Here is a 23633-nt window from a genome sequence, read left to right as displayed (position 1 = left end):
GCATCGCATGCACATTTTTCCACGGCACACCCATTTACTGCTTCTGGCTGGCCTGAGCGCCCTTCCCGTCGCCGGCGCTTTTGCCGGCGACGAACCGGAACTCACGCTCAAAGCCGTTACCGTCACCGCGACCCGCCGCGAAGCGTCGCTGCAGAAAGTCCCGGTGGCGGTCTCGGTGCTCGACGGCGAACAACTGGAACGCGACAACCGCAATGGCGTGGCGAGCATCGCGCAGCAAGTGCCGTCGCTGAATTTCCGCACCGGCGCTTCGAACAAGGACACCTCGTTGTTCGTACGCGGCGTGGGCACCATTTCCACCTCCCCCGGCGTCGAACCGACGGTGGCCACGGTCATCGATGGCGTGGTGTACGCACGCCCCGGCCAGGCCACCCTCGACCTGCTGGACCTGGAGCGCATCGAAGTGTTGCGCGGCCCGCAAGGCACGTTGTTCGGCAAGAACGCCTCGGCCGGGGTACTGAACATCACCAGCAAGGCGCCGACTGAGCAGACCCATGGTTTTATCGACCAGTCGTTCTACAGCGGCAACGAAAGCCGCACCCGCTTCGGTATCGGCGGCAGCCTGGTGCCGGAGGTACTCAAGGGTTCGATCAGTACCTTGTTCGGCAGCTACGACGGCAACGTCGACAACCGCCACAATGGCCAGGAGGTCAACGGTTACAACCACAAGGGCATCCGCGGCAAACTGGAATTCACGCCCGATGACGACGTGAAGCTGACCCTGATCGCCGACTACATGCAGTCCCACGATGACGCACCCAATGGCGTGGTCAGCCAGCCCCTGAGCCCGGCGTTCGGCAATGCGTTGAGCCCGGTTCGCGCCTCCAGTGACAACCGCGACATCAACACCGATACCCGCAGCCATGTGCAAGACACCAACAAGGGCCTGTCGGCCCAACTGGACTGGAACCTGGGCGACTACACCCTGACGTCGATCACCGCCTGGCGCGGCTGGGACAACACCCAGTATCAGGACGGCGACCGCCTCGGCACGGTCAGCGCCGCCTTCCCCGGCACCGCCGACAAGGGCGACCTGGCGTTCGACCAATACTCCCAGGAACTGCGCCTGGCCTCCCCCAAGGGCGAGTTCCTCGAGTACGTCGGTGGCCTGTTCTACATGCATGGCAAGGACGAGGAAACCTACCGGCGCACCCTCACCACCACTACGCGCACCGACCGGGGCATCGCCGACTACAGCACCACCAGCGACAGCTACGCGGCGTTCGGCGAGACCACCCTCAACTTCACCTCGCGCTTTCGCGGTATCGCCGGGTTGCGCTATACCCATGACGACTTGAAGTACGACCACCGTCGCGTGTCCACCTCGTCCACCACCGTCAGCGGCATTCAACCGGCCACCGCAAGTTCCGGCTCGGTGGACGAGGACGGGTGGTCGGGCCGCCTCGGTGTACAGTACGACCTGAGCGACAGCGTCACCAGCTACCTGACTTACTCGCGTGGCTACAAAGGCCCGGCGTACAACGTGTTCTTCAACATGCAGCCGCGTGACACCGAGGCGTTAAAACCGGAAACCTCCAACACCTGGGAAGCCGGGATCAAGGCCAGCGCGTGGAACAACCGCCTGACCACCAACCTGGCGGTGTTCCACAGCGCCTACGACAATTACCAGGCCAACTTTTTCGACACCGTCGCCGGCCAGGTGGTGACGCGCCTGATCAACGCCGGCAGCGTCAGCACCGAAGGAGTCGAGCTCGATTACGCGCTGCAGGCCACCCAGCAACTCAAGCTCTCCGGCGCCCTGGCCTATACCCGTGCGCGCATCGACCAATTCGCCTGCCCGCCGGGCGCGGCGGCCACCTGCAACGTGAATGGAAAACCCCTGCCGTACAGCCCGGACTGGAAAAGCTACGTGCGCGCCGACTACAGCATCCCCCTGGATAACGGCCTGGATATCGAACTGGGCACCGACTACAGCTGGCAGAGCGAAGTGCAGTACGACATCAGCCAGAACCTTGATACCCAGCAAGGTGCGTATGGCATCTGGAACGCCAGCGTGGCCCTGGCCGACTACACCCACGGCTGGCGCGTGGCACTGCTGGCGAAGAACCTGGCCGACAAGTCCTACTCACCGCTGCTGGCCAGCGGCGGCAACTACATCTACCGCGCCGTGCCCCGTGACGATGAACGTTACGTCGGCGTGCAACTGCGCAAGGATTTCTAGCATGAGCCGTCAACTCAAACTCGGCGCGTTCCTGATGGCCACCGGGCACCATGTGGCCGCGTGGCGCCACCCGGATGTGCCGGCCAATGCCGGGCTGGATTTCGCCCACTACAAGCACCTGGCACAGGTAGCGGAAGCGGCGAAGTTCGACGCCCTGTTCGTGGCCGACAGCATTGCCGCCGCCACCGGTGAGGTCGCCAGCCGGATGGCGCGGTCGGATCATTTCGAACCGCTCACCCTGCTCTCGGCGCTCAGCGCCGTGACCGAGCATATCGGCCTGATCGCCACCGCCACCACCAGCTACAACGAGCCCTACCACGTGGCGCGCAAATTCGCCTCGCTGGATCACCTGTCCGGCGGCCGCGCAGGCTGGAACCTGGTGACCTCGGACAACGCCGCCGAAGCGCTGAACTTCGGCCGCGATGAGCATCTGGGCCATGCCGAACGCTACCGCCGCGCGCGCGAGTTTCATCAAGTGGTGACGGGGTTGTGGGACAGCTGGGACGACGACGCCTTCGTGCGCGACAAGGCCAGCGGGCGCTATTACGACCCGCTCAAATGCCATGTACTGGACCATGTGGGCGAGCATTTCCAGGTCAAAGGCCCGCTGAACGTGGCGCGCTCCCCCCAGGGCCAGCCGGTGATCGTGCAGGCCGGCTCTTCGGAAACCGGCCGTGAACTGGCGGCGCAGACCGCCGAGGTGGTGTTTACCGCGCAGACCTCATTGGCCAATGCCCAGGCGTTTTACCGCGACCTCAAGGGACGTATGGGCCGCTATGGGCGCGAGACGGACTCGCTGAAAATCATGCCGGGCGTGTTGGTGGTGGTCGGGCAGACCGAAGCCGAGGCCCGGGCGAAATTCGACACGTTTCAGGAACTGGTCGAGCCCCAGGTGGGCGTGGCGTTGCTGGGACGCATGCTGGGTAATTTCGACCTGTCCGGCTACCCGCTGGATGGACCGTTGCCGGCGCTGCCCTTGACCGACAGCGGGCAACGCAGCCGCCAGCAACTGTTGAGCGAGCTGGCCCATCGTGAACAACTGACACTGGCGCAACTGGGGCGGCGGATTGCCGGCGGACGCGGTCACTACAGCCTGATCGGCACGCCGGAGCAGATTGCCGATGAACTGCAGCACTGGTTCGAAAACGGCGCGGCGGATGGTTTCAATATCCTGGTGCCGCACCTGCCGGGCGGGCTGGAGGACGTGGCCCGCTGGGTGGTGCCGGAACTGCAACGGCGCGGCGTGTTTCGTCGCGAATACAGCGGCACCACACTGCGGGAAAACCTTGGTTTGGCACGGCCCGCAAATCGTCTTGGCACTACTCGATCCCGGGCGCTATGAGATCAAATGTGGGAGGGGGCTTGCCCCCGATGGCGGTGTGTCAGCCACATAATTCATACCTGACAGAAAGCCATCGGGGGCAAGCCCCCTCCCACAGGTTGATATGTGTTTACATCCCTCAGAAATCGACGGTGGCCGACAACAGGTAGGTACGCGGTGTCGACAGGGTCAATCCCGGCTCGCTGTCATCCGAGGCGCCGGCCGAACTCCAGTAGCGCTTGTCGGCGACGTTCTCCACATTGGCGCGCAGGGTGATGTGCTTGTCATCGACCTTGAACGCGTAGCGCGCGCCCACGTCGATGCGGTTCCAGGCGTCAATCTGCTTGACGTTGGACTGGTCCAGGTACTGTGAGCTGGAGTAAATGCCGCGACTGGTCAGGGTCAGGCCTTCCAGCGTCGGCACGTCCCACTCGGCGCCCAGGTTGACGTTGTATTTGGGCGTGGCGGGCGCGCGATTGCCGTCGAACGTGCCGTTGGTGGTGTGGGTCAATTCGCTGTCGATGACCATCACCCCGCCGAGCAGGCGGAACCCCTTCAGCGGTTCGCCGAACACGCTCAATTCCATCCCATTGTTCTGGCGTTTGCCGTTGGGGCCGAACACCCGCGAGGTGGCGTTGGTCTCATACGCCGGTTGCCTGATACGGAACACCGCGGCGGTCACGGCAAAGGCACCGGCGTCGTACTTGGCGCCTGCTTCGATCTGGCGGCTGATGAAGGGCGGGAAGATTTCGTCCTCGTTGATCGAGGTGGACGGTGCGACCTTGCCCTGGCTCAGACCTTCCATATAGTTGGCGTACAACGACAGCTTGTCGGTGGCCTTGAACAGCACGCCACCCGAGGGCGAGATCTTTTCTTCATCGTAGGCGGTGGCGCCTTTGACGTTGTCGGTCCAGTCATCCACCTGCACCCGCTGCCAGCGCGCGCCAAGGGTCAACAGCAAGCGGTCGTCGAAAAAGCCCAGGGTGTCGGACAAGGCCACGCCGCTGAAGGTGTTTTCGGTATAGACCTTGGAATCAAAGCGCGTCGGCCGCGAGGGCACCCGGGTCTGGACCGGGTTGTAGAGGTTGCTCGGCGCCGCGGCATACCGCGCGCCGCCGTTTTCAAAGTCCATGTAGAAGTAGCTGGCCGCCAGGTTGACTTCATGACTGACCGGCCCGGTGTGGAACCAGCTGCGCACGCCGGCAGTGGCGGTGCGCACGTTCTCATCGCGGGTAAAATCACGCGGCAGCACGCTGAAATCCCCAGCGTTATTGGTGACCGACACCGCGTGGCGCAGGAAGTCATGGTTGCTCTTGCGTGCGCCTACCCCGCCGTACAGCATCACACTGTCGCTGAGGTCGAACTCGCCGTTGACCGTGCCAAAGGTGTCTTTGGTACTGGCCTTGCTCCAGGACTGCGCGTAGTTGCGTCGCACGTCATTGGCGCTCGGCACCCTGGCATTGGCGCCGACCTGCACACGCTCCTGGGGCGCGTCGGTGTCGCGCTCGGTACGGCCGATATCGGTGGAAAGGCGCAGGCGCTCGCCGCGAAAGTCCAGGCCAAGCACCGCCATTTCGCGGTCGACCGACTGATGGTCCCACTCTGTGTCCCCGGCCTGCTTCACCCCGTTGAAACGGATGCCGAATTTGTTGTCCTCGCCAAACCGACGCCCGATATCCACCGCGCCACCGGCCTGGCTGTCGGAAGCCCAACTGCCGGTGAACGAATTGATGTCCTTGTCGGTAGCCCGCTTGGGCACCACGTTGATCCCGCCGCCGACACTGCCGCGTGGGGAGATGCCATTGATCAACTGCGTCGGGCCCTTGAGGATATCGACGCGGTCGGCCATTTCCATGTCGATGGTGTAAGTCGGCAACACACCGTACAGGCCGTTGTAGGCCACATCGCTGTTGAACAGGCTGAACCCACGGATGGTGAACTGCTCATAACGCCCACCGGCCGGGTTGGTGGCGCGTACCGAAGGGTCGCTGGCGATCAGATCGCCGAGGGTGCGCGCCTGCTGGTTCTTCACCGCATCGGCGGTGTAGGTGGTCATGCTGAACGGCGTCTCCATGAAGTCCCGCGCGCCCAGCAGCCCTTGCGAACCACGACGCGCCACCTGACCACCGGCATAGGTGTCGCCGTCGGCCAGCCCCGTGGTGCCCACGATCGACGTCGGCGCCAATTGCAGGCTCGCGCCCTCCGGCACCGCCACCAGCACATACGCCTGCTCCCCCATCGGTTGCAATTGCAGGCCGGAGCCTTGCAGCAACCGCGCGAAGCCTTCCTCCACGGCGTAATCGCCAGACAGGCCACTGCTGCTGCGGCCGCTGACCAACGCCGGATCGACCGACAGGTTGACCCCCGCCAGCCCGGCGAAACGCGTCAGCGCCGCGCTCAAGCTGCCGGCGGGTACCTGGTAGCTGCGACGGGCGGCGGTGTCTTCGGCGTAACTGAACGGGACGAACAGCGGGCTGGTGCTGAGGCTGAGCATCAGGCTCAGTTTCAGTAAGGGACGCAAGGACAGGTTGGGGACTGCGGGCATGGGAAGGCTCTCGATTTTATTCACTGCCTGGAATGACAGGCGAGGTGAAAAAAAGGGACAGCCTGCAGTTGAATAATTATTCCTGGGCGCGATTGGATAGCCACCCAGGTATCGCCGTCGCCTCCATCGGCCTTGCGATCAAATATCCCTGAACCTCATGACAGCCCCACCCGCTGACAAGCTCATACGTTTGAAGGGTCTCAACACCCTCAGCCACCACGCGGTACCCCAACGAATGGGCAAGTTTGATAATTGTGCGTACCAGACGCTGACTCCTGGACTGCTGAACCAGGTTTTCAATCAGTGAACGATCCAACTTAACGACACTGGCGGGCAGCCGTTGCAGGTGGGACCAGTTACTGTAGCCGGTTCCGAAGTCATCAATGGCAATCTCGATACCCAACGCACGCAGCTGATTGAGATGGAGCAGCACGCTGTCGAAATCACCGATGCGGGCGCTTTCAGTCAACTCCACTTCCAGTAACCGAGGATCGAAATCAACCTGTCGAACCCTATGGGCCAGCGCGCTTATGAATATTGAAGACTCAATATCCTGCACCGTGACATTGATCGACACCTTGAAATTCAAACCCTCACGCTGCCACTGAGCCGCCTGGTCGATCGTGTTGCGCAAGACCCACAGACTGATCTGCCCCATCAACGCTGTTTTTTCAGCCAGCGGGATGAACTCCGAAGGTCCGATTGCCCCCAGAAGCGGGTGCTCCCAGCGCAGTAGCGCCTCGACCGACGTGCATGTTCCGCTGCCTATATCAATACGAGGCTGGTAGACCATTCGAAATTGTTCATCACTGGCTATAGCCGTTGCCAGCGAGCTCAGGATAATAAAAGTGCGCTGCTGCGCGGCGTCCAGTTTATCTTCGTAGTAACCCCAGCCAACCATTCGATCCCGGGCATCATCGGCGGCGCTGATCGCCAGGCGCAGACACTCATGCGGCGACTTGCCTGCCCTCTCAAGTTTCAACAAGCCCACGCCGACGGTCATCTGCAAAGGAATGTCGTGGCACAGTACCGGCGTGATGTAGTCATTGATAATGGCTTTGCTGACAGCTTCTGCAATGGGGTACGGCAAAATAAGGCCGAACCGTGTAGGGCTGATTTTGTAAAGCCGCGATTCGGATGGGACAATCCCTAACAGGCGCTCCTTGATAGCCAGCATCAATTCCAGGGAAAACTCATAGCCCAACGTCTTGACTATCTCGTTCAAAAAGTCGGGAGAGATCACATCAATCACGACGATACTGCAGACTTCTGCGCGATTCTGAGCATTGCCGATGTCGCTCTCAAGCCGAGCGCGGTTGTACAGGCCTGTGGCCGGGTCAACATAGTTTTCCGATCTGAGCGCAATGATTCGACTCATCACCAGTCCAGCCAGATGCCTGAGCATTGAGGCATCTTGCTCGCTCATCATTGGCCTAGTGACGGTGTCGATCACGCACAGAGCGCCAAGACCCAAACCGTCGTCAGTGGTCAGGGGCGCGCCCGCGTAATAGCGGATGCCTGGAAGCCCGGTGACCAGGGGATTGTCCTGGAAACGCAGATCGAGCGTCGCGTCCAGCACCTCGAGAAGCTCATGGGAGTACAAGGTATAAGCACAGAAAGATTCGCTGCGGGGCGTTTCATTGATGCTCACGCCGACCTTGGCGCGGAACCACTGTTTGTGTTCATCCACAATTGAAATGAGCACGATGGGTGCCCGGAAGTATTCAGCACAGAGCGCAACGATTTGATCAAACGTACCATCGCGCTGATCGTCGAGCAGACATAGCTCTCGAATACGCAGAAGACGACGTTGCTCAAGGGTTGACAGATCTTCAGCGTGTTCCATCAGACTCTCAACGAAGGTAATGAGATAGAGGACGATTGTTCGACGTCCAATGCATACGCAGTGCGACCGACGATTCCTGCGCGACCTAAGCCACTTGAGTCGCGAACCTGCCCACCGCCTCGACGACTCTCTTGGCGCCATCCTGAATTTCAACAATGACCTGGCCTGCCTGCGTGGCAAGTTCAAGGCCTTGCTCCGCCTGGGACTTACTGTTTGCCATCTCAGCGACGGTTTGTTCCACCAGCTTCTGGTTCTGCAACACAACCGATGCGATTTCTTCAGTCGCGGTACTGGTGCGGCCGGCCAGTTGTCGAACCTCATCGGCTACCACAGCGAAGCCTCGCCCCTGCTCACCTGCGCGAGCAGCTTCAATCGCCGCATTCAATGCCAGCAAGTTGGTTTGCTGCGCAATGCTGCTGATCGTCTGAATGATCGAGCTGATCAACAACGACTGCTTGCCGAGCGCCTCTACCCCGCCGGAGGCCGCCTGCATATCACCCGCGACTTTACGCATGGTGTGCATCGTATCGTTGACTACGACGGCTCCGCGCTGAGCAGTCACATCCGTCTGCTGGGAGATCTCAAATGCCGTTTGGGCTGCTTCACTGACGTCCTGTTCACGCGCAACCTGGTCGGTGATAACCGTCGCAAACTTGACGACTTTGCAGAGCGTTCCTTCGGTGTCATAAACCGGGTTATACGTCGCTTCCAGCCATACCGTCCTACCGCTGCTGTCAACACGCTCAAATCGCCCGGCGACAAACTCACCCTTATTCAAGGTAGACCAGAACTCCTTGTATTTCTGCGACGACGCTTCATCCGGCCTGCAGAAAATACGGTGGTGACTGCCCTTTGCCTGGTTCAGGTTGTAGCCCATCGCTTTCAAGAACTGCTCATTGGCCATGAGTACATGCCCGGAAAGATCGAACTCGATCACGGCCGTCGAACGAAGTAATGCATCGATGAAGGATGTATTTTCCGACGCTTGTTCCACGCGCGAAGTGATGTTCGTGGCATGGCAGGTCACATGGCTCAACTTGCCATTTTCATCCTTTACCGGTTGCCAATGTGCGTGAAGCCACACCAGGGAACCGTCGGCGTGCAGGTATCGGTATTCATCAGAGATGGACTTACCCGCCGCTACCGCTGCTCGAAAGTTGTGGAAGCATGGGAGCTTGGATACGTACTGCGGAACAACATCAGCCATGGCGCGACCCAGGAGCCGATCCTGGTCGTAGCCCAAGGCGCCTGCGAAATGTTCGTTGCAGGCGATAATTTTGAATGCCGGGTCGATACTCATCGTCAGCATTTCGCGGTTCAGGCCATCGCGCAGTTGGCGCAGCTCCAACAGCTCTGCCGTTTGAGCGTGAAGCTGGTTCTTGAGTTTGGTATTGAACATGGAAAACCGCCTATAGGGTCATAACAAGTCTATCGGCACCGCCTGCATGATATTGAGGCCGTTCGACGCAGATAAATGATGGGAGGTTAAAGTACCGACCTGCGCCCCCGACGTGTCAACGACGCCGTCCTGCGCCAACCTGGCGCCCTAAGCGGCCGTGAAGAAAGCCACTTTCGCCGTAAGGCGATCCGCCAGCTGCGAGAGTTCCATGCTGGCGGTTGCAACCTGATGCGAACCAGTGGCTGATTGCACGGTGGAGCCGTGAATACGGTTGATGTTTTGAGCGACATCATCGGCCACGCCACTCTGCTGTACGGAAGCGCTGGCAATCTGGGCATTCATATGACTGATGGCGCCAACCTGCTCGCTGATCCTGGCCAGCGCACTCTGCGCGCTGCGGGTTTGTGTGACGGTTTGGCTTGCCAGCTCGCAACTGTTGCGCATGGTTTGCGAAGCGGCTTCCGTCCCCAATTGCAGCGTGCTGATCATCTCCCGAATTTCCTCGGTGGACTGCTGAGTACGGTTGGCCAGCGAGCGCACTTCATCAGCGACCACCGCAAATCCGCGCCCGTGCTCTCCTGCCCTCGCCGCTTCAATAGCAGCGTTCAGTGCCAGCAGGTTGGTTTGAGAAGCGATGGAGTTGATGACATCGATCACTGACCCGATATTTTCACTGTATTTGGATACCTGATTTACGGTACCCGTGGTTTGATCCAGCATTATTGCCAGTTGCTCAATGGCAACGGCAGTGCTGGCAACCAATCGATTACCGTTTTCCACTTCGATGTCGGCCAGGCGGGAAGCATCAGCCGCCTGCGCGGCATAGCCGGATACTTCGCTGACCGTCGCGGCCATTTGCGTGATGGCCGTAGCCACCTGCTCGGCTTCATGGGTTTGCAGGTTGATCTGGTCATTGTTGGTTGACGAGGTGGCCGACAATTGGATGGAGGAATGATTGACCTCCTGGGCTGCCCCGCGCACTTGTTGAATAGTCTGCGCCAAGTGCACAAGCGCGTCTTTGAGCACCCCCATCACGCTCTTGGGGTAATCAGTGGAAATCGTCTGGTTCAGATCACCCGCCGCCAGACGCTCAATGGCCAACGCCACCTCAGTGGGCTCCGCGCCCAATGTCGATTTAACGAAGCGAATAATCACCGCCGATAACGTGACGCTCAGCAGCAGGGCAATGCCGGTCGCGATCAACATCAGGGTACTGAACTGGCTGGCCGTTTCCTGCACCGCGCCGAGCTTGGCCTTGATGGATGCCTCTTCATAGTCAATCAGCGCATTCACGCGTTTTAACCACTCGCTGTAATCCAAAGACGTTTGACGCATCAGCAGCGCCTGGGCTGCGGGAATGTCCCCCGCTCGGCGCAGTGAAATGACCGCCTGGGTGGATGTGAGGGTTTGTTGTTCAATCTCTTTGATTGCGGTCAGCAGTCGAAGCTCTTCGCCCGTCACGCTTGCGCGTGTGAACAACTGATCCATCGGCGCCGCCGAGTCGGCGTAGGCTTGCTCCAGGGCTTTGATCTGCGACAAGTATGTGTCCAGATCATGGTCGCTGGTCACGAGCACCGCATCCCGGATAGCAATGGCGCGGTTATGCACGCTGCCACGGAAGTTGATGGCGTAGCGCTGCACCTTTGCCGCGTTTTCACCGACATCGCCCAACGTGGCATCGATGAAGCCAACACGCTGAATGCCGATGGCTGTGATCATCGTCAGAAGCGCCAGGATGGCTGCGAAACTCAGCCCTATGCGTGTGGCCAACGAAAGCGTTTTCTTCATGGCTTACTCTGAAATATGCCCGTCATGGGACTGGATTGATGCGGATGACGCGAGGGGCGCGGTGAGCCAATCACGCTGGGTGGGTTGAAGATACGTCGATGCCGGATAACCAATCCATTGAGTATTACGCACTGCATTGATAGCTCAGTGCTATCACGCGGGCATGGGTCAGGTTGGAAAAGAGCGAGCTTGCAGAAAACAAATGAATTTATTTTCGGTATGGCCCCTGGGATCAAAGGCGTCGGCCGCGAGGGCAGCGGGGTCTGGAGTCACTCCGGTTATACCCCCTTGAATGCAAAAGCTGTAACACAGTTAACCCATGCCTCCGCGACTTTGCTGTTACAACAATGCCAAAACCTCTTCACCAGTGACGCTCACGATGAATCAAACTCCCTCCTCCCATTCAACAAACGCAGGGTACTGGGTGGGCAAGCTGACGCCGCCGCAGGTGTTGCCGACATCTGTTGCGCGAGAAACGCTGTTGGCTTCCCTGAAGCAGAACGCGCCTGTCCCGCTGACGTTGCTGACGGCTCCGGCGGGCTATGGCAAAACCACCTTGCTGATGCAATGGCATGCAGCTGTGCGGCAACAAGCGCCCGATACGGTATCGGCCTGGCTGTCGCTGGATGAGGCTGATGTCGAACCCAACCGTTTTCTGGCCTACCTGATCCTGTCCCTGGACCAGGCTGGGGTTGAACTGGCGCACTTGCCCTCTCTGGCGGCCTCACAGGCGATGGACGTGCAGCCACGACGCACACTCAATGCCTTGTTGCAGGCACTTGCCCGGGAAAACCGGGTAGTCACCCTGTTTCTGGATGATTACCATCTCGCTGCCAGTGCCGAGGTCAGCGCCATTTTGAGCCATTTGCTGGAGCATGCGGCGCCTTGGCTGCACTGGGTGGTGGCCAGCCGCGCACAACCGGACTGGCCATTGTCACGTTGGAAAGCCAAGGGTTGGGTACACGAAGTCTGTGCACAGGCGTTGACCCTGTCCCTTGAAGAAACCCGTGGCATTCTCGGCGCTGATCTGGACGCCGCTGCCTTGTGCCAGGTACACAAGGCCACCGAAGGGTGGGCCGTGGCAGTGCAACTGGCCCGCTTATGGCGCACGAGTAACGACGGTTCGATTTATGGTCTGACCGCCTTCTCCGGCGGTGTGGCGGATGTCGCCAACTACCTCACCACGCACATATTCACTAGCCTGTCCGAAGACTGCCAGTCACTGCTGCTGCAGACGAGCCTGCTGCAACGCTTCAATGCCGACCTGGCAGATGCGGTGGGTGGTCGTCATGACAGTGCCGAACGGCTGCAACAACTTGCCCACCTGGACACCTTGCTGATTCCGCTGGATCCGGAGCGCCAATGGTTTCGCTACCACACCCTTTTGCGGGATTTCCTGCGACTGCGCGTCAACAGCCGGCAGCGCCAGTCTATTCATTGCGCTGCGGCACACTGGCTCGCGGGCCAGAAGGATTGGAGCCAGGCCGTTCACCATGCGCTCAAGGCTGACGACATCCCATTGGCGGTGAGCCTGGTGGTCAGCGCCGGGGGGTGGGAGCTGGTATTGCACCATGGCATCCGCTACGCCCAAGGTCTGCTGCAACAGTTCGATGCCGCCACATGCAACAGCCATCCCGATCTCCTGCTGCTCCAGGCCTATCTGCACGCCAAGCTGGGCGATCACGCGCTGTCGACGCAGTTGCTGCAACGCGCCAGCGGCAAGGTCGCCGCAGACGCGCGACTGGCCCGCGACTTTCACGTCATCCAGACCCTCGCAGCGGCCTATCACGACCACCTGGACACTCTTGACGCCGACACCCTGAGCGTCCATGCCGGCCCCTCCGCCCTCGACCAGACACTCGCGCAAGCCACCCTGGAGTGCGTGCTGGCCCTGGCCGCCCTGACACGCGGCGAACTGGAATCGAGCTTGCGCACCATCAGAGATGCACACGTCAAAATGCGCGTCATTGCCAGCCCACGCGGCGAAAACTATTGCCGTATTCACGAGGCGCAAGCCCTGGCACTCGCTGGACGTATCGATGAAGCCAGTGTGCTGCTGGAGCAGGCCCTGACGTTTGCCACCCGGCAATTCGGCCAGGAAAGTTCATTGCGGGCGCTGGTGGGCTGTTTCAAGGCCAGGCATCTGTATTGGCAAAGTGAATGGGCGCAGACCCGGCCTTGGCTCGAGGACGGCTGGGCCGCGCTGGAGCATGCCGACGGTTGGCTGGATATTGTCGCCGTAACGGCTGAACTCACCTGGCGCACGCGGTTGCGTAGCCATGGCCTGCACGCGGCTCTATTGGAACTGAACCATGTCGACCAACTGGCTGATGCCCGCCAATGGCCACGTTTATCAAGGTTGGTGCAGGCCTGGCGTATCGATGCGTGGGTGCAGGGAGGGCAACTGCCTATCGCCCGCCAGGCGCTTTTACAGATGGACCTGGAGCGCATCGCCAACTGTGCCCAGGATTGGCGTGGTCAAGAAGCCGCCACGCTGGCATTGGCCCGTCTGCAGTTGCAGAGCGGCCTCTCGGCTGCCGCGCTGACCCGCCTGCAACGTGTCGCCGCGCAGATGGAGACAAAAGCGTTGCTCCTGCCGGCGTGGCGCTTGAGGTTGATGGCCTTGGCCGCCAGCGGCAAGGTGCGCACGCTTCATGCCGAGGACACCGAACAGACCCTGGCCCCGATCATCCAGCATGGCCTGCCAGGATTGCTCCTGGAAGTCGGGCCGAGCCTGCTGCCCGCGTTGTTGGACTATCCGGCGCCACCACCGATGCTCACCTCGGTGATCAAGCGATTGCGCGGCTGGCGGGCACATCCCATGCCCGCACACAGCGTGTTGAGTGCAAAGGAACGCCAGGTGCTGAGCCTGCTGTCTCAGGGTCAATCCAACAAAGCGATCGCGATCGCATTGGATATCTCCGAAAACACCGTGAAATTTCACCTCAAGCACCTGTTCGCCAAACTGGGAGTGGACAACCGCACAGCCGCCATCAGCGCGGCACTGCGCGAAGGCTATCTCGACACCTCGCTCTGAGCCGCAAACCTACCCACCTGGGTAGGGGCAACGCGCGATTGCCCGCCCCTTACCCGCCCCGCCCGTAGCAACCTGCCCGAGGCCCTGCCTAGCATCGTGACCATCCGCAGAGGAGGGTCGCGACGGCGGCCATCTCCTGTGCCTGACAAGAACAACAAACCTCAGGAGATGCACTGTGCAATCAAACCGCAAGACTGTGCGCGTCGCGACCGATGTGGGGGGCACCTTCACCGATCTGGTGTACTTCGAGAACGATCCCGTCACCGGTCAACAGACGATCCGTACCGCCAAGGTCGATACCACCCCGCCGAACTTTGCCCAGGGCATTCTCAATGTGATCCGCAAGGCTCGGGTCACCCTGTCGCAGGTTGATTTTCTCGCCCATGGCACCACGGTGGTCATCAACGCCTTGACCGAACGCCGTGGGGTCAAAACCGCCCTGATTACCACACGAGGTTTTCGCGACATCCTGGAAATCGCACGCGCCAACCGGCCCGACTATTTCAACCTGAAGTGGGTCAAGCCCGCCCCGTTCGTGCCGCGCTACCTACGCCTGGAAGTTGCCGGACGCCTGTGCACCGATGGGCGCGAACGCGAGCCGTTGGCGCTGGATGAACTGCCGGCCATGATTGAGGGCTTGCGTGCCGATGGCGTTGAAGCGATCGCCATCTGCCTGCTGCATGCCTATGCCAACCCCAGCCACGAACAGGCGGTGTTGAACGAGGTAAAACGCTTGTGGCCCGAGGTCTCGGTGGTTGCCTCGCACCAGATCACCCGCGAGTGGCGCGAATACGAGCGCACCAGTACGACGGCCCTCTCGGCCTATGTGCAACCGATCGCCGCCCGCTACCTGGATGAGCTGGAGGCTGGCCTGCGCAGCGAGGGCTATCAGGCGCCGCTGTACATCATGCAGTCCAATTGCGGTGTGGACAGCGTGGCCCATGCCCGCGATATCCCTATCACCATGGTCGAGTCCGGGCCGGCCAGTGGCTTCTGGGCAGCGGCCGAATTGGGCCGGTTGATCGATGAGCCCAACCTGCTCGGGCTGGACATCGGCGGCACCACGGCCAAATGCGCGCTGATCCGCAACGGTCAGGTTGCGATCAAGACGGACTATTGGATCGAGCGCGACCGAATCAATGCGGGCTACCCGATCATGGTGCCGGTGGTGGACCTGGTGGAAATCGGCAATGGTGGAGGCTCCATCGCCTGGGTCGACGCATTCGACAAGCTGCATGTCGGCCCACAGTCCGCCGGCGCCGTGCCCGGCCCGGCCGCCTATGGCCAAGGTGGCACCGAGATCACCACCACCGACGCCAATCTGGCGCTGGGCCGCATCAATGCGCAGTACTTCTGCGGCGGCGAAGTGAGCGCCGACGTCAAGGCCGTCGCCCAGGGTTTCAACGCGCTGAGCGAGCGCCTGCAACTGCCTGCCGATGAGATCGCACGCGGCGTAATACGCCTGGCCAACAACAATATGGTCAACGCCTTGAAGCTGGTGTCATTGAGCCGTGGCCACGACCCACGCGAGCTGACCTTGATGGCCTTTGGCGGTGGAGGTGCACTGCATGCAGTGGCCCTGGCCCAGGAACTGGGGGTTAAAAAGGTCATCGTCCCCCGTGGGGCCTCGGTGTTCTCGGCATGGGGCATGACGCTTTCGGATCTGCGTCGTGACTTGTTCATCAATCGCTTTGTTGACACCACGCAGTCACAGGCCCTGGAGCACACCCAAGCGTTCCTGGAGGAACTGGTGGCCAGCGCCCGCGAGCAGTTCACGGCCGAGGCTGTGCCCCCGGAGCGGGTCGAACTTCAGGTGCATTGCAAGCTGCGTTACCAGAACCAGGAGCATTCGGTGGAAGTACCGCTGGGCCTTGATGAACGCCTGGACAGTGACTGGAAACACATCGCACAGCGCTTCCACACGCTTTATGAACAGCACTACACCTATCGCCTCGAGGCGCCGCTGGAGATTGTCGGTTTCCATCTGGTCGCTGTCGCCCAAATCGACAAGTTGATCCCCCAGGCCCTCCCCGTCACCGGGCGCACGATTGACGCCGCCCGCAAGGGCCAACGCCAAGTCGACTACGCCACGGACGGCATTCACGAAGCGGCCATTTATGACTACGCCCTGCTGGAGCCGTACATGTGCTTTGACGGCCCCGCCGTGATTGAAGACGCCGGCACCACCGTCGTGGTTCACCCGCACAACCACGTGCTCGTGGACCGCCTCGGCAACCTGCACATCACGCTCAACGGCTGACGGGGATATCACCATGCATACACTCGACATCTTCACCCGCGACATTATCCAGAACTCGCTGCAAGCCATTGCCGACGAGATGTTCGCCGCCATGCGCAAGGCGGCGATGAGCCCGGTGATCTACGAGGTGCTGGACATGGGCACCGGCATCACCGACACCCACGGTGACATCGCCAGTTCCGGGGCCGGGATCCCGGCCTTTGTCGGCGTGCTGGACAAGGCGGTCAAACAGATCCTGCTGCACCATACCGGCCCCGACGATATCCAGGACGGCGATGTCTTCATTTGCAACGACCCTCACAGCGGCGCTGTGACCCACCTCAATGATGTGGTGCTGGCCATGCCGGTGTTCGCCGACGGGCGGCGTGTGGCCTGGACCGCCAACATTGCCCATTGGAACGATGTCGGCGGCATGGTGCCTGGGTCGCTGTCGACCCAGGCCACCGATATCTTCCAGGAAGGTTTGCGCCTGTGCTCGGTCAAGCTGATCAGCCGCGGCCAACCGATTCGCTCCGTGTTGCAGATCCTTCGCGCCAACACGCGCATGCCGGACTTCATGGAGGGCGACCTGTGGGCGGGCGTGGCAGCGGTGCGCAGTGGAGCCTTGCGCCTGCGTGAGCTGACCGCCAAATACGGCACGGACCTGTTCCTGATGGCCATGCAGGACTTCATGGACTTGGGCGAAAAGGTTTCGCGCAAGGCCCTGATGGAGCTGCCCAATGCCAGCCTGTTTCTGGAGGAACCGCAGGACGACGGCAGCCTCTTCAAGGTCACCGTACACATTCATGACCACACCTTGACTATCGACTTGCGCGACAACCCCGACCAGTGCGCAGGGCCAACCAACCTGAGCCGGGACGGCGCCGTGGTGGCGGCGCAGATGGTCTTCAAGGCGCTGACGGCACCGCAGGGCATCACCAACGGCGGCACCTTCCGTCCGCTGACGGTGCTGACGCGTCCGGGCTCGCTGTTCGATGCCCAGTCACCGGCGGCTGAAGGCTTCTATTTCGAGAACCTGATCCGCGTGCATGACCTGATCCTGCGCTGTCTGGCCCAGCGGTTCCCCAATCGGCTGCCCGCCGGCAACTTCGCTTCGGTCTGCGCCACCATTATCGGCGGTCGGCATCCGGACACCGGCCGCGTTTTTACCCTGGTGGAGCCAGAGATTGGTGGTTGGGGCGCTGAGCCCGGACGCGATGGCAACAACGCCGTTTATTCCGGGCTGCACGGCGAAACCTACAACTGTCCGGTTGAGGTGTGCGAGGCCCGCTACGGCCTGTACGTGGAACGCATGGCGTTGAACGACGAACCGGGCGGGCATGGGCAGTTCCGGGGCGGTCGCGGCATTTGCATCGACTACCGCGTGCGGGCCGACGGCAGCTTCCTGACCTGCGGCTACACCCGCTCGGTCGTACCACCATGGGGCTTGCAAGAGGGTCTGGACGGCACGCCCAACTACGTCGAAGTCCTGCGCGGTGACCAGCCGCCGCAACGCTACGCCATGGCCAGCGCAGTGCCGCTCAATGCCGGCGACCTGGTACGCGTACGCACCGGTGCCGGCGGGGGCTACGGACCGCCGGCCGCACGCGACCCCGCCGCCGTGCGCAACGACCTGAAGAATGGCTACCTCGACGAACAAACGGCCTACGCCGTGTACGGCGTCATGCCCTGACCCCAACCCGCCGCCAAGCGGCGGCCTTCCCATGCGTTCACCTACACAATAAGAGGGAATCGTCATGTTGCAACATCCGTTGACGCGCTTCGGCGCTGTGGTTTCGCTGGCGCTGGTGCTGGGCAACAGCCCTTCGGCCCACGCCGAACAGTTCATTGGCTTTGGACAACCCGGGTTGCCCGGGCGCTGGGCCCTGGAAACCTTTCCCGTGTTCAACCGCGACGCCGAAGGCAATGTACGTGCTGGCGGCAACACGGTGCTGGCGTACTTTTCCGAAACCGGCTTTACCGACACCACCCGCGATCAATTGCAGTTCTGGGTGGGCGCCGTCCCGGGTTACGCCAGTACCCAAGGTGCGAAGAACACCAGCCCATGGGGAATTGCCTCCCCCAATCTCGGCCTCGCCTACTACTACAACGTGCTTGAACCCACCAGTGCCTACGGCGCTGCGGACTACACCACGTTCTGGGTCAACCCGACACTGATGGTCGAGTTTCCCAACGGCAACAACGAGGTCGCCGGCTACGGTGCCTTTGCCAACCGTTACGCGGTCAGTTTCAGCGTGGCCAACTATTGGCGGCAGGGCAAATTCGCCGCCACTTTCACCCCCGCCGGCGTGCATTACGCCGCACGCAATCGCAACTCCACCGACCTGGGGGACGGCGACCTGCGCCAGCTGCGTGGCGGCATCAGCTACTGGTTCGCCGACATTGCCGCAGGCTACCTGGTGCGCGATGACCTCTGGCTGGGCGTGCATCACGTCTACCACGTCAATAACCGCGCGGCCGCAAGCTTTGCATCGTCGCGTGTGGGAAAGATCGGCCCCTCCATGACCTACACCGGGTTTGCCCAACAAGAGCTCTTCCTGTCCGCCAATATGAATTTCGATTACTACCGCAGCGCCAATCTGCCGCGCTCCACTGAACTGACCATGGCGCTGGTGAAGTTCTTCTAGCCCTGGCACCCCTTTGATGTGAGGACATCGCGCATGGATACTGCAACAACCCCTCCCCTCCAGCCCCACGATGTAGCGGTTTCGGTACGCTGGCTCAATCCGATTGGCTGCCCCACCTTTGATGCACCGATTGCCGACTTACTGCACGGCATTAAACAACCGTCGACCCACGTTGAAGTGGTGTCCTTTGACATGGCGCCCAGTCCGACGCACCTGGAATACCGGACCTATGAGGCACTGACCTATGAACGCACCGTTCGCATTGCGCGTGATTGCGCCCAGCAGCACATCGACGCCTTGGTGATCGGCTGCTTCTACGATCCGGCGCTGGAGGACGCGCGAGAAATTTCCGGCAACTGCCTGGTTGTCGCGCCCTGCCAGTCGAGCCTGCAGGTGGCCGCACAACTGGCCAACCGCTACTCGATTATTGTCGGGCGTGACAAGTGGATGGAGCAGATGCGTGGGCGCGTTCGTGGCTATGGCGCGGGAGATCGACTTGCTTCGATGCGCGCACTCGCAATGGGCGTCGATGAATTCCAGAAAGACCCTGCCCTCACCCGGCGCCGCATTATTGAACAAGCCATTCGGGCCGTCGAAGAAGACGGCGCCGAAGCCATTATCCTGGGTTGCACCATTGAGTTCGGCTTCTTTGAGCAAGTGCAGCGTGAGGTGGGCGTGCCGGTCATCGATCCCGTCGTGGCCGCGTTCAAGATGGCCGAGGCGCTGGCCGGCATGAAGCAACGCTTCGGCTGGTCTCCAAGTCGCGTTGGCAGCTGCGAGCCACCGCCTGAAAGCGAGATCACAACCTTTGGCCTGTTCCAGGGCCCCGTGCCCATCGGCAATCGCGTGGACGCCTAGCGTCTCAACCTTGAGATGGCCGAGCGGCCATCTCCCTTAAAGGGACCTCACCCTCATGAGCGAATCCATTGCAATGCCCAAGCACGAAGCACGCTCCACCCGGCAAGTGGGCGACGTTTTCCGCGATGTGCCCCTGACCCGCGAGCACCTCAAGTGTTGCCTTGCGTTGTTCTTCGTCTTCGCCATCGAGGCGTGGGAGATGATGATCATTGTCTACACCGCGCCGCTGATCGCCCAGGACTTTGCGCTGGACGCTTTAGCCGTCGGCCACCTGATTGGCGCCATGTTCATCGGCATGCTGCTGGGCTCGTTGATCTGGGGCAAGCTGGCCGAACGCATCGGACGCAAGGGGGCGGTGATCTGGAGCCTGGCCAGTTACGGCGTGATCTCGCTGGCCAGCGCCTTCGCGCCGGACTACATCACCCTGTACGTACTGCGACTGCTCTCCGGCGTCGCGGCCGTGGGCATGATGGTGGTCACCTTCGCCCACTACCAGGAGTTGTTGCCTGTGCGCCAGCGAGGCGCCTTGACGGTATACCTGGCGTCGGGCTGGCCAATCGGCATGCTCCTGGCGCTGGGAGCTACGGTGTGGCTAATGCCCTATGGCTGGCGCACGGTCATTGCGGTGAGTTCACTCGGTGGCCTGTGGGCACTGGTGGTCGCGCGCTGGGTGCCGGAGTCGCCGTACTGGCTGGCCAGTGTGGGGCGCCAGCCGCAGGCCCGCGCCGTGCTCGCCCGCCTGAGCCGAGGTGCCGTGCAGGTGCCGCAGGACTGCCAACTGCAGGTGGACACGGTCAACCGCGGTCGGCAACGGGAGCTGTTCGCCCCGGCGTTGTTGAAAGTCAGCGCGTTGCAGATCCTGGTCAATTTCACGTTTTCCTGGGGCTATTGGGGCCTGCAAACCTGGCTGCCGACGTTGCTGCAACAACGCGGCCTGACCCTGCCGCAGAGCTATGGCTTCATCGCGCTGTCAGCGCTGTGCATGATCCCCGGCTACATAGCCGCGTCATGGTTGACCCATCGCTATGGTCGCAAGAAGATCATCGTCGGTTTTATCAGCGCCTCGGTGATCGCCGGCTATGGTTTTGCCAACTCACAAACACTGGAGATGCTGTACCTGAGCAACTTCGCGCTGGCGTTCTTCAGCCTGGGTGCCTGGGGCGTCTGGGGCACCTGGATCGCCGAGTTGTACCCCACCCGGCTACGCACCATCGGTTACGCCTGGGCGATTCTGGCCCAACGCATCGCCAACATCCTCGCCCCCTCCTTGATCGGTGCGCTGGTGGCCTATGGCACCTCGTTCAACATCACCACCACCTTCATCAACGCCTTCATGCTGGTCACCGTGGTGCTGACGCTGTTCATTCCCGAAACCGAAGGCAAGACACTGGACTGACGTGCAACACATCGCGCTTTCACACGCGCCCCTCGGCGGTCACCGACATCCGCCCGTCAGTGACTGCGTTTGAATAGCAGCACGCCGCGAGCTTAACGGATCGCTTCCACGGGTCCGCTACAGCCGCGTCGATCACGACTACCAGAAACGGAATTCACCATGAACAATGAACATCGAGTGCAAGGCATTACCCTCGCCATGCGTCGTGCCCCCTACCAGAACAACGGTGCCACACCTTGGTACTCAACCCTGCACCTCGGCACCCCGGGGCAACCGTTGAAATTCTCGCTGGACACGGGCACCAACATCACCTGGGTCACCTCCAGCCTCTGCGCAGCGGATCGGTGCCAGCACTACAGCGCAGGCCGGTTTGACTGTCAGGCGTCCAGCAGCTTCACCTTCACGGACTGCCTGCAACGGCCCTACAGCTTTGGTCCATGGGGAACCATGCAGGTCGAGTCGGGCGCGGACGTATTGCACATCGACCAGACGCCGCTACCCACCCAACTGCTACTGGCGGCGGACTACGACGGTGTGCAGTTTCGCCAATTGGATTGGGACGGCGGCATTGGCTTGCCCAGCAGCAGCGCCTATGTCGACGGCCGTAGCGCGTTCGTGTTTCAGGCGTTAATGAACAGCGGCAAGGTTGATCCCACGCACCCCTTCATCGCCTTCGATTGGGATGCCGCATCACGGCGCGGCAGCAGTCAGTTGGGCGGCGTTGATGCCAGCAAGACCCGCGGCCCGCACCTATTTCTGCCGTGGTCGCTCTACAACAAGGTCGCTGGGGTGGAATACATCTGGTCCACGCCACTCACCTCCTACGCCGTCGGCGGCCAGGTGCTGGCCACAGACCTGAGCTTTGCCCTGGACTCCGGTTCCTCTCGGTTCAAGGGAGACGACCGGCTGATGCGCCAGACCCTGGCGTGCATCGCTCAAGGTGGCTCCCCTGACGTGGTCCTTGGTTTTGCCGATGGCGAGATTACACTCGGGGCCAACCTCTACAACGTACTGATTGAGGAAGGCCCCGGCAAAGGCAAAACCCTGCCTCAATTTGAGCCACTCGGCCTGGCCGACCTGATACTGGTGGGCGCATTGGTGATGGAACATTGCTACACCGTCTATGAGTACCGCGTGGTCCAATGCCGTCCGGGTGCGTACTCATTGGCGCCCGCCGGCGTGTGGCTCTTCAATCGCCCAGGCGGTCCGCAGATCATCACGCGTTCGTCCTCGCAACCGTTCGACACGGCCCCCAGACCACTCAGCCATGGAAAGCTCAGCTTCAACGCCGAAGCGCCTTCGCGGCCGATGTCGGCCGCAGGCACCTGGCAGAATGACTATGGTTCGGTCATGACGCTGACGCTTGAAGGGAACCGGATCAGCGGCACATACCAATCCTCGACGGGTTCGACAGGCAAATATGCGGTGGCGGGCTATCAAGCACCCGCCACCAACAACGCAGAACAAGGCCTTCCAATAGCGCTGGCCATCGAATGGCATTCCTTGGGTGATGACCCCGCTGATCCCAGCTGGCACTGGTCTTCCGGGCTCAGCGGACAAATGCTGCGCGTGAAGGACCAGGACAGGCTGGCACTCTCGCACCTGCTGGTGGCCACCCGTGACTTCCCGGGGCTTGCTGACCAGGGCACCTACGTCGACAAGTTGCTGTATCACAGAGTCGCCTGCGAGCCGCAAAAACCACCGGTTAGCGCGCCCACATCAAAGCCGGACATTGCAGACCCCCTGAGCGGTACCTGGGCCGCCGTTGATGGAAGCCGCTTGAGCCTACGTGTGCATGCAAGCCAGCACCATGCGTTTGGCTATGTCAGCGGCACACTGTCGGCCAGCACCGGCGAATCCGAGGTATCCGGGTTCACCGACATCAATGCCCGGGGCAACGGCCTACCCTTGCAATCGGTCAGCCTGACGACAACAGCACGCGAAGGCGACACCGCGCTGTGCCTATCCGGCTCGGTCGACTTGATGGATCACAGCTTGACGGTCCTGGTCATGGCCAGCTCGCCAACCAGCGTTGTGCACAGCTATGTGCAGACGCAGGTGAAGTCCCTGACGTTTTATCGGCAAGATGCGCAGCGGATACTCACGAGGCAGCGCGCCGAATGCCTGCCATCGCTCGGAACCTAAGTAAAACGGCGACTGAGGACCCCGCCAAGGGCTCACGCAATAGCCCTGTATGTCACCGGCCTTGGCCTGATTGGGTAGTTTCAGCCAATCAATGACTTCCTTGCCGAGGCCCCTTATGGCACCGACTCACATCGCTTGCGCCTTTCTGTATGTCCTATTGCTGAGTACTGTCTGGCCTGGCCACGCCAGAGACCTGGCCGAGGGCCTTACT

Annotated in this window: 12 protein-coding genes and 2 pseudogenes; 9 read left to right on the top strand and 5 right to left on the bottom strand. The window is 61.3% G+C overall.

Features of this window, described 5'->3' with window-relative positions:
- Window positions 1-7: 7 nt before the first annotated feature.
- Window positions 8-2200, top strand: coding sequence for a TonB-dependent receptor (locus tag J1G34_RS09540; protein WP_222993872.1), 2193 nt, complete (start codon window positions 8-10; stop codon window positions 2198-2200).
- 1 nt (window position 2201) lies between these two features.
- On the top strand, window positions 2202-3542 hold the full coding sequence (locus J1G34_RS09535) for an LLM class flavin-dependent oxidoreductase (protein ID WP_065892501.1): 1341 nt from the start codon (window positions 2202-2204) through the stop codon (window positions 3540-3542).
- 118 nt (window positions 3543-3660) lie between these two features.
- On the opposite strand, the gene J1G34_RS09530 is transcribed toward J1G34_RS09535, so the two are convergent.
- The 5 genes and pseudogenes from J1G34_RS09530 to J1G34_RS09515 form a co-directional block, all read right to left on the bottom strand.
- A complete protein-coding gene (locus tag J1G34_RS09530) occupies window positions 3661-6066 on the bottom strand; it encodes a TonB-dependent receptor (protein ID WP_222993870.1) in 2406 nt (801 codons plus the stop codon).
- Between the two features lie 76 nt (window positions 6067-6142).
- Window positions 6143-7912, bottom strand: a complete 1770-nt coding sequence (locus J1G34_RS09525; RefSeq protein ID WP_222993868.1) for a putative bifunctional diguanylate cyclase/phosphodiesterase — start codon at window positions 7910-7912, stop codon at window positions 6143-6145.
- A gap of 85 nt (window positions 7913-7997) precedes the next feature.
- Window positions 7998-8432: pseudogene (locus tag J1G34_RS27640) on the bottom strand (methyl-accepting chemotaxis protein); the annotation flags it as partial.
- Window positions 8433-8537: 105 nt separating this feature from the next.
- Window positions 8538-9212: pseudogene (locus J1G34_RS27635) on the bottom strand (PAS domain-containing protein); the annotation flags it as partial.
- A gap of 246 nt (window positions 9213-9458) precedes the next feature.
- Window positions 9459-11099, bottom strand: coding sequence for a methyl-accepting chemotaxis protein (locus J1G34_RS09515; protein ID WP_065896547.1), 1641 nt, complete (start codon window positions 11097-11099; stop codon window positions 9459-9461).
- Between the two features lie 481 nt (window positions 11100-11580).
- Here J1G34_RS09515 and J1G34_RS09510 point away from each other — a divergent pair, with 481 nt between their 5' ends.
- The 7 genes from J1G34_RS09510 to J1G34_RS09480 all read left to right on the top strand — a co-directional run bounded on the left by J1G34_RS09510 (window position 11581) and on the right by J1G34_RS09480 (window position 23422).
- Entirely contained in the window at window positions 11581-14136 is a 2556-nt protein-coding gene (locus J1G34_RS09510) for a LuxR C-terminal-related transcriptional regulator (RefSeq protein ID WP_242522254.1), read from the top strand.
- Between the two features lie 175 nt (window positions 14137-14311).
- Window positions 14312-16396 (top strand): hydantoinase/oxoprolinase family protein, encoded by a 2085-nt coding sequence (locus tag J1G34_RS09505; RefSeq protein ID WP_065892496.1) that lies wholly within the window; start codon window positions 14312-14314, stop codon window positions 16394-16396.
- Window positions 16397-16409: 13 nt separating this feature from the next.
- Window positions 16410-18068: a hydantoinase B/oxoprolinase family protein gene (locus J1G34_RS09500; protein WP_065892495.1), complete on the top strand. Its 1659-nt coding sequence runs from the start codon at window positions 16410-16412 to the stop codon at window positions 18066-18068.
- A gap of 64 nt (window positions 18069-18132) precedes the next feature.
- The gene (locus tag J1G34_RS09495) at window positions 18133-19023 is read left to right on the top strand and encodes a hypothetical protein (protein ID WP_065892494.1); all 891 of its coding nucleotides are present in this window, start codon (window positions 18133-18135) and stop codon (window positions 19021-19023) included.
- 33 nt (window positions 19024-19056) lie between these two features.
- Complete coding sequence (locus J1G34_RS09490; protein WP_065892493.1) at window positions 19057-19881, top strand: aspartate/glutamate racemase family protein; 825 nt, start codon at window positions 19057-19059, stop codon at window positions 19879-19881.
- A 55-nt stretch (window positions 19882-19936) separates the two neighbouring features.
- Window positions 19937-21277 carry an MFS transporter gene (locus J1G34_RS09485; RefSeq protein WP_065935869.1) on the top strand — a complete coding sequence of 447 codons (1341 nt, stop codon included), beginning with the start codon at window positions 19937-19939 and terminating at the stop codon, window positions 21275-21277.
- 159 nt (window positions 21278-21436) lie between these two features.
- Window positions 21437-23422: an avidin/streptavidin family protein gene (locus J1G34_RS09480; RefSeq protein ID WP_222993866.1), complete on the top strand. Its 1986-nt coding sequence runs from the start codon at window positions 21437-21439 to the stop codon at window positions 23420-23422.
- The last annotated feature ends 211 nt before the right edge of the window (window positions 23423-23633 follow it).

Source organism: Pseudomonas sp. Wu6 (assembly GCF_019891515.1).
Classification (GTDB): Bacteria; Pseudomonadota; Gammaproteobacteria; order Pseudomonadales; family Pseudomonadaceae; genus Aquipseudomonas; species Aquipseudomonas orientalis_A.
Note: the sequence above shows the minus strand (reverse complement) of the source record. Positions and strands in the feature narration are given on the sequence as shown.

Excerpts from the sequence above, each read along its gene's own strand:
- J1G34_RS09540 (WP_222993872.1), top strand. The coding sequence starts at position 8 with ATGCACATTTTTCCACGGCACACCCATTTACTGCTTCTGGCTGGCCTG.
- J1G34_RS09535 (WP_065892501.1), top strand. The coding sequence starts at position 2,202 with ATGAGCCGTCAACTCAAACTCGGCGCGTTCCTGATGGCCACCGGGCAC.
- J1G34_RS09530 (WP_222993870.1), bottom strand. The coding sequence starts at position 6,066 with ATGCCCGCAGTCCCCAACCTGTCCTTGCGTCCCTTACTGAAACTGAGC.
- J1G34_RS09525 (WP_222993868.1), bottom strand. The coding sequence starts at position 7,912 with ATGGAACACGCTGAAGATCTGTCAACCCTTGAGCAACGTCGTCTTCTG.
- J1G34_RS09515 (WP_065896547.1), bottom strand. The coding sequence starts at position 11,099 with ATGAAGAAAACGCTTTCGTTGGCCACACGCATAGGGCTGAGTTTCGCA.
- J1G34_RS09500 (WP_065892495.1), top strand. The coding sequence starts at position 16,410 with ATGCATACACTCGACATCTTCACCCGCGACATTATCCAGAACTCGCTG.
- J1G34_RS09495 (WP_065892494.1), top strand. The coding sequence starts at position 18,133 with ATGTTGCAACATCCGTTGACGCGCTTCGGCGCTGTGGTTTCGCTGGCG.
- J1G34_RS09490 (WP_065892493.1), top strand. The coding sequence starts at position 19,057 with ATGGATACTGCAACAACCCCTCCCCTCCAGCCCCACGATGTAGCGGTT.
- J1G34_RS09485 (WP_065935869.1), top strand. The coding sequence starts at position 19,937 with ATGAGCGAATCCATTGCAATGCCCAAGCACGAAGCACGCTCCACCCGG.
- J1G34_RS09480 (WP_222993866.1), top strand. The coding sequence starts at position 21,437 with ATGAACAATGAACATCGAGTGCAAGGCATTACCCTCGCCATGCGTCGT.